The organism is Facilibium subflavum, from assembly GCF_003574485.1.
Lineage (GTDB): Bacteria > Pseudomonadota > Gammaproteobacteria > Francisellales > Francisellaceae > Facilibium > Facilibium subflavum.
Map to the genome: position 1 here is coordinate 1 of NZ_QLIT01000150.1, position 15,531 is coordinate 15,531.

A 15,531-nucleotide genomic window follows, 5' to 3' on the forward strand; every position below is an offset into this window, starting at 1 on the left:
ATGAGCTAATAATAAGGCTTGCCGGTACATCCGAAGGACTCACATCATGTTCTTGCCCATGATAGGTCATATATAAATAATTTGTTTGTGCTTCAAACTCACCGGCGAGTGTGTCAATTTGCTTAACATAAGGGATGATGTTCTGCGCAATACGCCAGGCTCGTAAGGCTTGTGGGTCCATATCACGGAATTTGGCAATACTTTTATCCGAAAACCCAAGTTTTTTTGCCTCTAAGAGTAAATCCCTGCTTAACACATTTGCTGGATTTCTCAGCGTATTTTCCATTTGTGCGATCGTGTGCACATGATTTAAAAACCATTTATCAATCCCGGATAGTTCATAGGCTTTTTCAATGCGGCCCCCTTGAACAAAAAAACGATATAGTGCAAAAACTCTTCGATCAGTTGCCCGCTCAATCTCAAGCTCGATATCTGGAATATCCTGTGGGTAATCGGCTAAATCAGCAGCACCAATATTAAGCATACCAACTGCCTTTTGCAAACCTTCCGCAAATGAGCGGCCAATTGCCATTACCTCACCAACAGATTTCATCTCCGTGCCAATAAAGCGCTCGGCCTTTTTAAGCTTATGGGTATCCCAACGTGGAATTTTCACCACAATATAATCTAACGCCGGCTCAAAGTAAGCACATGTCTTTTTAGTCACGGCATTTTGCAGCTCGTACAAATGATAACCTAAGACTAATTTTGCTGCGATAAATGCCAACGGATATCCTGTGGCTTTTGATGCCAAAGCGGATGAACGAGATAATCTTGGATTAATTTCAATCACGCGATAATCGGAAGTTTCTAAGTTAAACGCATATTGTATATTGCACTCGCCAATAATTTCAAAATGGTTCGCCACATCAATTGCAATTTTACGCAAGCGATGATATTCCTCATTATTTAGTGATTGAGACGGCGATACCACAATGCTCTCACCGGTATGAATTCCCATGGGGTCAAAGTTTTCCATGTTGCATACGGTCAATACATTACCTGCCATATCGCGCACAATTTCATACTCAAATTCATTCCAGCCTAAAAGACATTCTTCAATCAACACCTGTGAGGTTGCATTTAGAACTTCATTAACGCGAAACTTTAAGTCTTCTTTTGTTTTGACAATGCCTGAACCAAGTCCACCTAATGAGAACCCTGAACGCATCATCAGTGGAAAGCCAATTTTTTCAGCAGCAATCATTGCCTCATCGGTATTGGTAGCAACAAAGCTTTGCGCTGTCTTGACACCAATTTCATCGAGTTTTTGCTTAAAAAGGCCACGATCTTCTGCTTCTTTAATTGTCTGGACAGAGCTGCCTAGCACTTGAACACCATGCAAGGCCAAAATACCTTTTTCTTCAAGCTTTAATCCAAGATTAAGTGCGGTTTGCCCACCAAAACTTAATAAAATCGCATCGGGCTTTTCCTTTTCAATAATTCTGGTGACATGCGGCAAATCCAGCGGTTCAAAATAAACCTCATCTGCCATGCCAGGATCTGTCTGGATTGTTGCAATATTCGGATTAACCAGAATAACCTTGATTCCTTCTTCTTTAAGCGCTTTAATTGCTTGTGAGCCTGAGTAATCAAATTCCCCTGCTTGAGAAATACGAATACCACCAGAACCTAAGAGTAAAACTTTATTGATTTGTTTGCGATTTTGACTGTTTCTAAGCATCGAAAATTTTTGACTTTGCTGAGTTTACCCTATTGTAAAGCCTTTTTTTAGAAACGCAATCTGCCAAATAAAAAACTTGTGATTCTAAAAGAAAGTACTACAATCACCATCACAAATACGATATAAAATGAAAGCTCACGTATGCATACATATGAAATAAAGCATCCTGTGATACAACATAAAATCAACCTATTGCGCCAGTCCACCACCAAATCCTTATATTTTCGATATATTGCACATGAGTTATCAATGCTTTTGTGCTATGAAGCATTAAGACATTTACCCACACAAAATAAAAAAATTGATCATTGGCAAGGTCAGCTTAGTGTAAAACAGATTAAGACACCGCTTCCAAGCTTTTGTCCCATACTTCGTGCTGGTCTTGGGATGCTTGAAGGTGCCCTACAAGTCTTACCTAATGCCCCTGTCAGTATGATTGGCATGAAGCGTGATGAGAAAACAGCCAAGGCACATTGTTATTATTTTAATCCTTGTCCTGATATTGAAAATCGCACTGTTGTTTTATTAGACCCGATGCTTGCCACGGCAAGTACTATGGTGCTAAGCATCGATAAACTTAAAAAACATGGCTGTAAAGACTTTATTATTGTTTCTTTTTTATGTGCCCCAGAAGGCATTGCCACCCTCAATCACCATCATCCAGAAATAGATCTTTATACCGCATCAATTGACTCTCACTTAGATGAGAATAGTTTTATTATTCCAGGGCTTGGCGATGCGGGAGACAGGCTTTTTAATACATAATTTATACTAAAGCTGGCAAACAAAAATATACCAACTACACTTTCAAAACATCTTAATTAATATTACTACCCTCTTATGGATAAGATAAAATCATATATATTGCTTTCACTTTTTACGCTTTTATTGCTGAGCTTAAGCTTTAAAGCGCAAGCTTTTTCAATTGCAAAAGGTAATGGTATTATCGTTGATGATGTAACCCAGGATATTATTTGTGAAAAAGGCCTGGAAAGTTGTCAATCTCACTTACTCAATACACTGACAAGCTTTTATACAACCACAGGACAGCATTTTTATATCTTTCCGGATTATGCTAATATTATACAGCTGCCAACAGCTAAATCACTTGCAATTGCCAATACCAACTGCAACGCCAATCCATTTGATTTCATCTTAAACTACAGTGCGCTTCCCTTGATAAAGCCTAACATATTAAGCCTGCCTGAACTAGGAAAATGCTTACCTGGCCAGTTTGTCACTAAATTTTATCAAAGCACACAGACAAATGGTCAAATCCGCCATATTTTACCTATGTTTAATGGCAGCGCTTATGCCATTAACAGCGCCTCTGTGTCAACCATGGGGCAATTAGCCGATGCGATTGCCCAAGCAATTATTAATGATCCAAATGCCAGTGGTGTTTCTTTTGATTTAGAAAGTCCCACACTTTCGGTCGATGCCATTAATTATTTTATCGTGCCACTGGCACAAAAACTTATGGCAAAAAATAAGCTTGTTGCCATATTTGATGCCAATTTACAGGCTTTATCAAATATAAGTGAAAAGCTACCAAATATTATTGCGCTTGTGGCTTTATACGATTATGGTTTAAATCCATCATCCCCATTCGCCCCAGTACCATTACAGCAATATCAAGACTACACAACAGATCATGCGGTAAAAGGATACTTTGGCGGCTATGGTAAAAAGATTCCAGTAATGTTTGTAACCCCTGCAGCAGCGACGACGACTTTATGGCAAGCGCTTTATTGGTATAATCAAAATTTTGTGAAAGGCCCAAATCCTGAACTGCCTTACCCAAAAGAGAAATGTAGCAGCAACGTCTTTCCACAACAAGTGCTTGATGCTTTTTTAATTTTACCGCCTGATGCGCCACAACAAACAACCGCTTTAGAATATTATCAAAGCCAGTGTAGTCAATATCAAAACCCAGGTAATGCAAGCCAACTTGATTACTTTAATGCCGCCCTTAAGGCAGTATCAGCCTATAAACAGCAAACCAACTTCATCGGTGTTGCATTGTATAACCAAAAACCAAATGGGTTTTATGCATTAACCTGTGCTAAACGTGGTTACTCTATCTATTATACCGCCTCGCTTCACAAGCGTTGTTTGGGTTTTTATCCTGAAGATATTTCACCTGCAATATGGCAGGCTTTAAAAGTGTGGGATACCCCTTAAAATATTCTAGTCTTTCGCCTTAAAAGCGATGAAAACCGCAAAGGCAAAACAAAGTATCAACAATGAAAAAGTATATTGATAAGTATGGGTTAAAGCGCTATTTTCCATTGTGCTTGCGACATTAAATTTTCGAATCATAAGGCCAACAAACTGGATCATTAGAGAGCCAATCAATATAGAAAACATATTGGTAACCCCTAAAGCCACACCTGATTTTTCATGGCTTACAAGCTTTGTTGTTCGCATATAAGCAGGAATAATACCTGCATTGCAAATACCATAGAGTAAAAAAATCAAAGCTAACATGCCTTCTGAGAGATAAGGAAAATAGAGAATAACCACCATCAATAAAAGCGAGGATACTGCGGAAAAACGCATCAAATAAATAAGATTTAGCCTTGCACTTAAAAATCCAAACAATGAGCATCCTATAATCATACCAATAAAAATAAGACTCACACTAAATGCCGCTACCGTATGTGAAAGACCATGAAACCCTTGAGTAAAGTCCACCCCCCACATCTCAGCAAATACAACGGTTGGACCATATAAAAATCCGATAAACAGGCAATTCATCCATAGTAGCTTATTATGACTGAACAATTGAGGCATTATCGCTAATAACGTTTTTTGCTGATCTGTTTTATCCGGTTTTTTATAAGAGAACGAGTGATTACAAATAATCTTATCCTTTAGCAGCAAACGCAACAGTATAATAGCGCCGCCTAAAAGAAAAAACAAAAAGGAAAAACTTAACATGCTGAATCTCATACCAGCCTGGTCAATATAATAACGAAGCGGCCCTTGACCAACTGCAGCACCTAACATACCCATGGCTTGCGTCACACCAATAAGCACTGCCAGCACACCTGGGGTAAAATAATGTGTTGCCAGGCGCAAGGTACCAACAAAGGCAAAAGCCGCACATACACCCATAATAAAACGACTAATAAGCGCAATACTAAGACTTGAAGACTCAGCAAATAAAATACAGGCAATACCGGTTAATATCATTGCTAGCGCCATTACTTTTTGCACATCAAACCGATCTGCAATCCCACCTACTGGAATCTGCATCAAAATATAAGGATAGTAAAACAATGCCGAGAACATACCGATACCTGCAGCTGTCACTCCAAGTTGTTGAGATAACTCTGGTAACATCACACTGGGAGACACACGCAAAAAATATTCACTAAAGAAAAATAACGCACCAAGCGCCCAAAGCGCTAAAGCAGGTAGGTTAATCGCGGCCTTTTGTTTATCCATAAGTCGTTTTTTTTGTTTTTGATAGCCAACTACCATAACGTGAAAAACGATAAATGCCAACAAAATTATGGTTATTTAAAAACCTAAAAATCACAAATAGTAAAAATAAATTAATCCACAAATTTTGCATTTGTTATTGACTCAAGCAGCTTATCCTTAGCATTTGTCAGTAAAGCCTTACCATGCGCAGTCAACAAATGTTTAAACTGAAGCTTGCTGATGCGATCAAAATCATCTTTTGACACGCCCATCGCATTGATCCAGACAGGTGAAACAGAAGCCACACCAAACATATTTTGCTGTTGATATAGCTTTGCGGTTTCCTCGCTAAAGTAAGGATCAGCCGATTCCCAGTTTTTGATACTGTCACAAGTAATCAAAACACCATCATGATCTGCTAAGTAAATACAGGCCTCAGGAAATCGTGCTGTTTTAAAGACAATTAATTGACTGTTTTTAACAGGTAACGCTGATGACGCTGTCATCAGCGCATCAATCAACGCGTTATTCTCATCCTGCATGCCTTCTAAAGCCCATAGCTTTGCCTGATAGCGCGCTTTATAAAATGCATCATCTCTACCATGAAATGCTCCGATCCTAATAATATGTTTAACTTCTCCCAACGCATCAAGCTCAGCTAAACCTTGATCAGATAACTTCACCGTATTAATCAATGTCAATTCATTATTTGACTTGATAATAATCATATTTCGACTGTGTTGTAATTTTTGTCCTTCAAAACACGTCTTATTGGTACCTGTCACCATATAGATATCTGGCAACACAAGTGTTATTTTGCTATGCATATCTGCTGTTACTTCATTTCCCATGTTATTTCTCCCAGTATTTTTATATTTAAGGTTCTCGGGAAATGAATTTACCCGCTTATTTCAACTTATAACAATACGCTATTTTCTTATCAAAATGCATATCGAGTCGGACATTATACAGAAAAAAAACAATTTAACTATCACTTATAATATCATTTGCTCTACAATCTATATATTAATGATGACAATGGATTTGTTATGAGATTTTTAAACTGGATATTACTACCTAAAGCCTATATTAAAAAAATTTTTGTATACAGCATGATACCGCTAACTGGAATCGCTTATGCAGACACCTCGTCTTTAAAAGACCAGGCTTATGGTCAAAAGTATAGCCAAGCAATATTACAAGGCGTGGACCTTAATACTGTGTTTACTTTTAACGACAAAAAAACGACCAAATATGGGCCTGCTTATGCCGATATTATCCAAAGTAATACAAACTTTTTACAGTGCCTGCCGCCAACCGGAAGAACATTTTCCTATGCGCTTTGCTACTATTCAGGTCCAGCATTTCCAACAGGAAGCAATAGCGAAAATCCACCACTGCCCTGTACACTATCTGATGATGGCACCTATGCCAATTGCACCTGTTATGAAATCTCAACGGATACTGTATCATCAAAAATGCCTTATCTTGTCGATATTAATGCGATTTCAAATTTAAGCGTATATGAGCAAACGGTTCAAGCCTGTGGCAAAAATGGGGAAAAGTGTGCATCAAGCAATATCACACCACCTGTTTGTGATGCAATTAATACAAACCTATTAGTGCCTGGCGCTGATTTAATTTCTGTTTACTCACCTGTTTATAAACAAAATTATCACTCAGATCAAAAAAGCAACTCAACAAGTTGTACTGAAGATAATGCTGGCTGGTATGCCGGGTGTATGACCGCACCTTGCTATCAAACAGGTCAAAAAGATCAAGATGGCAACCCGCTAGTCCAATGCAAGTGCCCTATCTTTAAAGGCCCTTATCAAATTGGTCAGGCAAATCAAAACTGTGATGCAAATAAAGCAACGCCTGATGTAAATGCGCAAGATGCATCAAGTACACCCACCACACAAAGCAGTTCACAAAAATATGTATGGTCTGCTGCTTACACCGTGATGAGTCAAGCCTCAGATCACTGCATTCCCGATTTACCAGGACAGCATGGATGCGGGCTTTATAACCCGGAAAAAAACTACCAAGAAACGATTGATCCTAATGGACAGCTTTGCAAAAATGTCTGTCAGGCTTATGGGAGCAATACACAAAGTAACACACAACAAACTGCCTACACCTGTGATGCAACGATGTGTACAACCTTAGGTATTGGTCAGGAAAATAATCCAAATTTTCCACCGCCGAAGCTTGATCAAATGCAATTATTAAATAAAGCATGCACAGCAATACAAAGTGTTCCGCAATTAGAGCAGATTATTCTTGTTGAAACACTGGCCAAATGCAGCTGTTGCGCAAGTCAGGTGTGTCAATGCAATAATATTAATGAAGCAACAAATAAAAAGATCACGAACTTAAATCTCGCACAAGAACAGCTGGGAATTATCACACAGTGTGAATCAAACCACACGCTTTGCGGGCAACAGTAATCGGCTGTAAAATTGATGGGAAGTGCGTAACTTCAGCAATAAAGACTATAAAATGTTTTATAGGCAATATATAATGATCTATTCAAATCAACAAAATAAAGCGGTATCGACGTTGTGACAAGCGAGAAAAAAAGCATTGAAAGTATTTTTTCCATCCGATTGAAAAAAGTCGCTGATTTAATGAATAAACACAATATAAAAAGCTATCGAGAACTTGCAACAAAATCTGGCCTTGACCCTTCTTGTTTCTCGCTTGCCTTTACGGGAAAAGGTAAAATATCAGAGAAGATGGCACGCGCCATAGAGGAAGCTTATAATCTACCTTTGTTATCTTTAGATCAGGAATATCAATGCAAGATTGAAACGCCTGTTTATACGCTGGAGAACGTTTTTGACAAAAATGCACGCGCCATTTATATCATCGATAATTTTAATGTGCCGGCAGATAGCTTTTATATTCAAATTATCTCAGATCTCAATACGCTGCTCCATGCTGGAACACTTTTTCTATTCCAACCCATCGACAATATTAAGTCACTTAGCCTTAATGATATTTGCCTGATCAGACATCAAGGCAAAAATTTTATTGCTAAATACAAAATTACTAATTTCGAAACACAGCAGGAAACCTTTAACATCTTTGATGCAAAAGTCATGGCAAAGTGCATCCGTATTGAGATGTAAGCACACAACAAAAACCCTAAATGTTTGATTTAATTTTCTTAATCACTATTGTATAATGCCCGCAGGCCGCTTAAATAAAGCGCTTTTTTATTTTACAGGATATCCATAAATACATGGATGAGCGATTAGCAAAGTAACATTAAAGGGGAGTTTAATGATCGTAAGCCGATCCAATATCATTTGCCAATATACAGGCGCATTTTTCCTGCGCATCGCAAAACAAGCAAAAAAACTTGGTCTAAAGCTATTACAAGGTTGTGATGCGAATCAATTTAAAATCACACAAGATAAAGCTGGTAATATGCTGATTCGTTTTGATAGTGGCGGACAACAAAATACGTTATCGCTTTATGAGTTTATCCAACAAGATCATCACACAAAGCTAATCGGTGAACAAAAAATGCACTTTTAAAGCTTATTGCTGCGCATTTACCTGACAAAGATGACTATGCCCTGCAACCATCAAATTATGACAACTGCTTTGATATCTATAAAAATGGTTTGTTGCATCTTGAAGATGTCTATTGCCTTGAATTGATACAGCAGCAACTCATTATTAAACAGTTATCCAGCTACGACTACAACGCACTAATGGAGAAAATTGTTAATATAAAAAGGGTTAATAAGGTGCCAAATTTAGCAACCATTGACCAAATCAAATCAAATCAAATCAAAGGATAAACCATGAAAATCACTGAAATTGAGATTTTTGACATTCACTGCCCTAAACGCCCTGCCTGGAGCCCTGTTTTTGTGCGTATCCATACCGATGAAGGTATCCATGGCGTAGGCGAGGCTGGACTTGCCTATGATTTAGGTCACTCAGCAGCCGCTCACATGATTCAAGAGTTTGCCCAGGAAATGCTGATTGGGTTTAACCCGTTTCAAAGTGAAAAACTTTGGCATAAAATGCTCAGAGAAAGTTTTTGGGGATTAGGCGGCGGACCTGTTGTTTATTCGGCAATAAGTGCAATTGATACAGCACTTTGGGATATTAAAGGAAAAGCCCTGAATTTACCTGTTTATCAGCTTTTAGGTGGTAAAACCAATAAAAAGCTTCGTACCTATGCAAGTCAGCTTCAATTTGACTGGGATGGTTTTACGCGTAAAACACTGTTTAAACCTGAAGACTATGCTAAAGCCACAGAAAAGGCTGTAAACGAAGGCTATGATGCGGTTAAAGTTGACCCGATGATGTTTGATGATAAAGGGGACACCATCTATGATTGCACTTTACCCTTTAGGCGCCATCACTTAAACCTGATTCGCCAGCGATTACAAGCGATTCGTGATGTTTTAGGCGATAATGGCGATATTATTTTTGAATGCCACAGCTTGCCTGGCTTAACCTCAGCACTTCAACTAGGCGAGATTGCTGAGAAATTCAACTGTCTATACTTTGAAGAACCGGTAAACTACTTAAACAGTAAACTGCATGAACCGTTAAAACAAAAGCTCAATGTCCCCATTGCCGCTGGAGAACGGTTATATCTTCGCCATGGAGTCAGAGAATATATCGAAAAGCAAACCGTGGATATTCTCCAGCCTGATATCGGGCTTTGCGGCGGTTTGACAGAAGCCAAAAAAATCTGTGATTATGCCGATATGTATGATGTAAAAATCCAGGCACATGTCTGTGGTGGCCCGGTCGCCACAGCAGCAAGCCTGCATTTGGAAACTGCCATTACTAATTTTATTATCCATGAACATCACACCTATGCACTAAAAGATTTTAACCGCGAGCTTTGCATCGAAGATCCACAACCTGTTAATGGCTTTTTTGAAGTCTCTGATAAACCAGGGATTGGTATTGAACTTAATGATAAAATAGTCAATCGATCACCTAAGGTGGTGGTAAAGTAAGGCTAAAATACTGCTGTTCTAATCCTGCTGTGGAATCACAGCAACACGATAATTATAAAGTATTGTCAAACAAAGCATGATAGAAATGATGATTGCTACGGTACCTAAAGTCAAATAGGCATAGCTTCCAGGCTCGCCATAGGCATTCTGAAAAAAAGCGGAAATTATGTTTATGGATATAACACTGCCAATTGAATATCCTATTGAGCGAGATATCTGATTTAAGCTATAAACTTCGGCAGTATCACAAGCATTGATTTTTTCCTTAATAACCGCTGGCAACACCCCATATATAAGCCCTATACCATACCCACATAATGCCATTGCAATAAAATCCCAGATGATTCCACCATAAACAATACTAAAAACAATAAAAGAGCTGCCAAGACAAACATTACCAGCAAACAATCTAGCATAATGACCAAAGGTATCAAAACTTATATAGCGTGATATCAGTGTTGCGATAGATAAGGGTGTCAACACTAACCCAGCAACCAAGGCACTTTTTGCAAAACCTGGGAACGTCTGCTGTTGAATACGAATCATCGAGGCTGAAATTAACATATACATCAGCGTACCCGATAAAAGCGCAATAAAATTTGGAATCCACGCACCTGGCAGCAAAACAATGCGAATACGAATAAGTGGATCAATTGCATTTTGCTCACTTTTAACCCAAAAAAACAGTGATAAGGCCAAAATTAAAGCGTATAACAACATGAGTTTGATATTTATTTCTGACGTTAACGATCCAAGCAATAAAATTAATGAACAAAGTATAATCGTCATATAAAAAGCGCCATAAAAATCAAATTTCGTTTTTATTTTTTCCCTATTTATAAGTCTTGTTGCAATAACAGCGGCAAGCAATGTAAACACACCCCCAAAAAAGAAAGTCGCTTTAAGTCCAAGAAAAATAACCAACACACCAGATACTGGATAACCAATCCCAACACCAATTCCAGTTGTCACAGAAAGCAAAGACACTGTTTTTTGGGGATGCTTAAGCAAATTTTGTGCTGCAAACATAAGTGTTGGGATTAGCCCTAACCCACAACCTTGTAAAGCTCTTCCCACTAAAAAAAGAGAAAAATTTGGTGCCACACTACTGATAAAACACCCTAAAGCGGTCAAAATCAATACTGTAAATATTATTGTCTTATATCGCCCCGATGCTGATAGCTTCGCCAATATTGGTGTCGTGGCAGTTGAAAATAACAATGCAATCGTCAGTGACCATTGCCCTAGAGATGATGAAATGTGATATTGATTAGCAATAACAGGGACAAGAGGCGCCCCTAGACTACTGATTATTGATACCACACCTGCAATCATAATAAAAAAATGAGGAGAAACGCGATCTTCCCCATTGGAGTTTGACATATGTATTCCTTAGTTTTTTACACCGATATTAGGTGCATTTCCAGAGCTCCAGACTTTAATAAGTTTTACTTTGGAAAATTTCCATATCTCAAGCTTAATTTCTATCAAATCACACTCCTATGTTTTTATCAAAAAGCACAAAGTCAAGCCTTAGCTAATCCAATGCTGACTTAATTAACCTGATTTTTCTACTCATATATATAACCCAAGATAATAACAACACAAAGGCAGCAATCACCAAAGCAACCTCCCAGGCATAATGTATATTAATGGTTGTCATTGTTTTTTCTGGCAGCATAATTGCAACAAATGCTGCACCTAGCGCAATTGCTATATTGACTTGCATTCTTGACAGTGAAGTGAAAACTGAATGCTTAGATTGCTCAATCTCAGACATGAGCAATATTGTTGCCGAAGGTTGCAAGAGACCACAACCGGCACCAAAAACAACAAGCATCAGACATAGATAGGCTAAATGGCTCATCATGCTAGAGACGGATAACACAGCCAAAGGAGTGACAATTAATCCTAAACCAATACTAAGCGTATACTTTGTACCAAGTCTTTTAATTACCTTGTGTGCCTGGTTTGAGGCAACCATCATGCTTAAAGGTGCCAGCAATGCGACAATGCCTACTTGATATGGCGCAAAACCAAACGCATGCATTAAATAAATTGGTGGAAGCATAAAAACCATGACTGTACTAAACCCCATCACAAACAATCCCAGCATTGCTGTAATAACATTAGGATTTAAAAGAATTGAAGCAGGCAAAATACTCGTTGATGATTTAAGCTCATGGACAAGCAGGACAATAATGCTCAAAACAATCATTACACAGCCAACTTGATAGACAATATGTGGAATAAACTTATTTGAAAGGGCAATTGCTGTTACAATAACACTTGCAACAAAAAAGATGATCACAGCCAAACTACCACCATTAATTGTTGATAGCAGCTTGTTTGGTTTTTCTTTGAATTTTCGGCACAAGGCGATTCCTAATAAACATATAGGAATATTGATCAAAAAAATTGCCTGCCACCCAAATATACTTATCAGAAAACCACCAATTGCTGGACCGATGACAGGGCCAGACCCGGCAAACATAATGACAATACCTAAGGACTTATTCCGATGCTCTGGCGCAATAAGCGTTGTTACAAGTGATATGGCCGTTGCCTGAAGCATTGCTGCCCCCAGGCCTTGAAGTGCTCTAAATATAACTAATTGCATTATGCTAGTGGATAATGCACAAAGCAAAGATGATAAAGAAAAAAGCCACAAGCCATATAAATATATTTTAACGCGGCCAAACCTATCGGCTAAGACACCAAATAACAAAATAGATATACACAATGCCAGTGTATATCCTGTCACTGTCATACTAACAAATGACAGTGTTGTATGGAAATCTTTAATTAATACCGGGATGGCAATATTGATAATACCTGTATCCAGGGTTGACATAAACATGCCAATGGCTGCAGCCAGCGTAATTGTTTTTGAATTCATGAGGGCTTAACCTTTTTATATTGTGCCAATCCCAGCATCATAAAAATAAGGAGCAATAGTAATCCAGGCAAGGCAACTGTGCTTTCAGGTGGTAATAAAGAAACAAAAACGGTAATGATGCCACCTATCGATGTGAGTATACCGATGGCAAGTGAAGATGACAGCCCTGCCTTAGTTTGAAACAGCTCAATGCACTTTGCAATAGCATTTGGAAAGATTAACCCGGAGCTTAACATAATACCAGACATGGCAACGACCATGATAAATACTTTAGCACTAAAAACGATAACAGAAAATAACCAGAATAATATAAACAACAGCGCAATAACCACACTAAGTCTAATAATACGATCAGGAGAAATTATTCTTAACAACACACCAGATAAAGCACTGCCAACAACGATAGCTAAGGATGTAAAAAAAACCAAAGACGCAGCAAATACTGGTGTGGCATTAAACTGGGTTTGTACAATGATCGGCATTTGAATGATGTAGCTAACTTCAACAGCATAAATTAAAGCTGCCAATAACAGATGCCTCACATAGACAACATTGCCAAGGCACGCTTTATAATCAGCATATAACCCTGAAATACTAAATCTCTTACTCATATTTTCATTGGTCTCTATAAAACTTATTTTAATCATCATAAGACAGGCAATCCCAAAGATAAGTAAAACAACAAAAGATAGTTTCCAGTTATAATGAACCTGTATAAACCCACCCATTAAAGGTGCTACAACTGGCATAACCGCATAAGCTATAGATATTACACTTAAAGCTATATTCAGCGTTTTACCTTTATATAGATCCCCTGAAACACAAGAAGAAAAACTCAACCCAAAACCAAGACCTATGCCTTGAATAAGGCGCCCTATAATCATTATTATGGAATTTGTGGGTAATATCAGGACCATACTTCCACAACAAAATATAAGTAACCCATAAAGTGCAATTTTTCTACGCCCATACACATCGGATAAAGCTCCCGATATAAGCTGAGAAGCGCCTAATGAAAATATCATCGCAGTCATTGAAAGCTTGATTGTGCTAAGATTGGAGCTTAAATCCTTTGCCATTTCCGGGATAGAAGGCAAATAGATATCTGTACTTAGCTGAGTCAGCATCAGAATTAATAGCGCTTGAATAAACAGTATTGTTTTACGATCTGATTTCAGCATTATTATTACTTAACCAAGTTAAAAAAGTTTTCATATTCCTAGGCTGTTTTTATGATTAAAGTGTGCTCATCAACTCTTTTTTATAAAAGGACAATAACTTGCGCACTTGTTTTTCATCATCATCAATAATATGAACATCCTCATGTGCAAGCCACACAATGCCAGGACAATCAAATAAACTAACCGTCTTAGAAATATTACTTCCTTCTGAAATAAAAAACTTATGCCCCTGATAACTTTCCAAACGCTGTAATTCTTGGAGCTTCAAAGCATCAATGCTTGGCATTATACAATCGCTATTTGTATGTAAGAAAACGATTCTTCCTGCACGTTTTTTGTATGCTTTATTACACTGAAAAGGCTTATTTAAAAAGCTATCTACTGCCGCTTGCAGTAAATGTGGCGTATAACAAGACTTGAAAAATTCAGGCGCAATGCCGCCATGAAGCCTAGCACCTGCTTCTATCATTACAAATCCCGTATTATCCTTTATAAACTCCATATGCATAGGCCCTTTAACTAATGACAATGCATTTGCACAATTTACTGCATACTGAATTAAATCAACATATGCAGAATCTGCTGGATCAAGCACATCAAGGCAATGATAGACAAGGCCTGTCTCACCTACTTTTGTATATTTACATACTGAAGCAATTAAAAAGCTATTAACTCCTTTCACTAAATCTACAACATACTCATCACCAGCAATAAACTCCTGCAAGATCAGCCCTTTGCATTCCTCACCAATAGCTGTCATTTTCTGCCAATCATACTGCTTAATATAGTCTTGGAGTACACTTCTATTTTCAAATATCATAACGCCATCTGAACCAGCTGAATTTAAAGGTTTAACCACCCACTTACTGGCTTCAGCTTCATGAAACTTAATGTCTTGATCAGAAGATACAACTTTACTAGAGCGAATATACCTTAATCCGTATGCTCGCAATGCTTGTTGCATTAAATATTTATCACGCCGAATAACAGAGTCTACTGCAGGATTTGCCTGAATGCGAAGTGCTTCATTTAGATTATCAGCTAAATATACTCCAGATTCACTGCCAGCAATTGCAATGAATAATTTATTATCACTGAAGAAGCGCAAACATGCTTCATATGCAAAAAAGACATGGCAATACTTTTCTTTATCCACCCCTTGCTTCAGATAGTCAGAGACATTTTCGTTAGATATAAGAGCATATACACTACAACCTTGTGCAATAAATTCATCTGCATACATCGCTCCAGTAGAAAATGGATCAACAATTAAAATATTTTTTTTAGACATTTTTCACTCCCTTTAGAAGAAATGTAGTAGGTTCTGTGAACCAAAAA

Annotated in this window: 13 protein-coding genes; 6 read left to right on the top strand and 7 right to left on the bottom strand. The window is 38.0% G+C overall.

Translation table 11 applies throughout. The features are described 5' to 3' along the window. Nucleotides 1–1,684, bottom strand: a 1,684-nt coding sequence (gene carB, locus DNK84_RS09340) for a carbamoyl-phosphate synthase large subunit (protein WP_119344262.1), incomplete at its 3' end; no start/stop codon positions are given. A gap of 141 nt (nucleotides 1,685–1,825) precedes the next feature. Between carB and upp the strand changes: the two genes are divergently transcribed. Both upp and DNK84_RS09350 read left to right on the top strand, forming a co-directional pair. Beyond that, nucleotides 1,826–2,449 (top strand): uracil phosphoribosyltransferase, encoded by a 624-nt coding sequence (gene upp / locus DNK84_RS09345; protein WP_119344263.1) that lies wholly within the window; start codon nucleotides 1,826–1,828, stop codon nucleotides 2,447–2,449. 75 nt (nucleotides 2,450–2,524) lie between these two features. Beyond that, entirely contained in the window at nucleotides 2,525–3,868 is a 1,344-nt protein-coding gene (locus DNK84_RS09350; RefSeq protein WP_119344264.1) for a glycoside hydrolase family 18 protein, read from the top strand. A 6-nt stretch (nucleotides 3,869–3,874) separates the two neighbouring features. On the opposite strand, the gene DNK84_RS09355 is transcribed toward DNK84_RS09350, so the two are convergent. Continuing rightward, nucleotides 3,875–5,137, bottom strand: a complete 1,263-nt coding sequence (locus DNK84_RS09355; RefSeq protein WP_162902347.1) for an MFS transporter — start codon at nucleotides 5,135–5,137, stop codon at nucleotides 3,875–3,877. Between the two features lie 110 nt (nucleotides 5,138–5,247). Continuing rightward, entirely contained in the window at nucleotides 5,248–5,967 is a 720-nt protein-coding gene (locus DNK84_RS09360) for a hypothetical protein (protein ID WP_235826874.1), read from the bottom strand. Nucleotides 5,968–6,165: 198 nt separating this feature from the next. On the opposite strand from DNK84_RS09360, the gene DNK84_RS09365 reads away from it, so the two are divergent. From DNK84_RS09365 to DNK84_RS09380, 4 genes are all read left to right on the top strand, one after another. Continuing rightward, nucleotides 6,166–7,566 carry a hypothetical protein gene (locus DNK84_RS09365; protein ID WP_119344266.1) on the top strand — a complete coding sequence of 467 codons (1,401 nt, stop codon included), beginning with the start codon at nucleotides 6,166–6,168 and terminating at the stop codon, nucleotides 7,564–7,566. Nucleotides 7,567–7,680: 114 nt separating this feature from the next. Continuing rightward, entirely contained in the window at nucleotides 7,681–8,250 is a 570-nt protein-coding gene (locus DNK84_RS09370) for a helix-turn-helix transcriptional regulator (RefSeq protein WP_119344267.1), read from the top strand. A 154-nt stretch (nucleotides 8,251–8,404) separates the two neighbouring features. Next, the gene (locus DNK84_RS09375) at nucleotides 8,405–8,662 is read left to right on the top strand and encodes a hypothetical protein (protein ID WP_119344268.1); all 258 of its coding nucleotides are present in this window, start codon (nucleotides 8,405–8,407) and stop codon (nucleotides 8,660–8,662) included. Between the two features lie 272 nt (nucleotides 8,663–8,934). Then, complete coding sequence (locus DNK84_RS09380; protein WP_119344269.1) at nucleotides 8,935–10,113, top strand: mandelate racemase/muconate lactonizing enzyme family protein; 1,179 nt, start codon at nucleotides 8,935–8,937, stop codon at nucleotides 10,111–10,113. A gap of 18 nt (nucleotides 10,114–10,131) precedes the next feature. Here the strand turns inward: DNK84_RS09380 and DNK84_RS09385 are convergent, their stop codons facing one another. The 4 genes from DNK84_RS09385 to DNK84_RS09400 all read right to left on the bottom strand — a co-directional run bounded on the left by DNK84_RS09385 (nucleotide 10,132) and on the right by DNK84_RS09400 (nucleotide 15,484). Further along, a complete protein-coding gene (locus DNK84_RS09385) occupies nucleotides 10,132–11,496 on the bottom strand; it encodes an MFS transporter (protein WP_119344270.1) in 1,365 nt (454 codons plus the stop codon). A 154-nt stretch (nucleotides 11,497–11,650) separates the two neighbouring features. Further along, nucleotides 11,651–13,012 (bottom strand): MFS transporter, encoded by a 1,362-nt coding sequence (locus tag DNK84_RS09390; protein ID WP_119344271.1) that lies wholly within the window; start codon nucleotides 13,010–13,012, stop codon nucleotides 11,651–11,653. After that, nucleotides 13,009–14,193, bottom strand: coding sequence for an MFS transporter (locus DNK84_RS09395; protein ID WP_119344272.1), 1,185 nt, complete (start codon nucleotides 14,191–14,193; stop codon nucleotides 13,009–13,011). Before DNK84_RS09395 ends, DNK84_RS09390 begins: the two co-directional genes overlap by 4 nt. Nucleotides 14,194–14,248: 55 nt before the next feature. Further along, complete coding sequence (locus DNK84_RS09400) at nucleotides 14,249–15,484, bottom strand: ATP-grasp domain-containing protein (protein WP_119344273.1); 1,236 nt, start codon at nucleotides 15,482–15,484, stop codon at nucleotides 14,249–14,251. Between the last annotated feature and the right edge of the window lie 47 nt (nucleotides 15,485–15,531).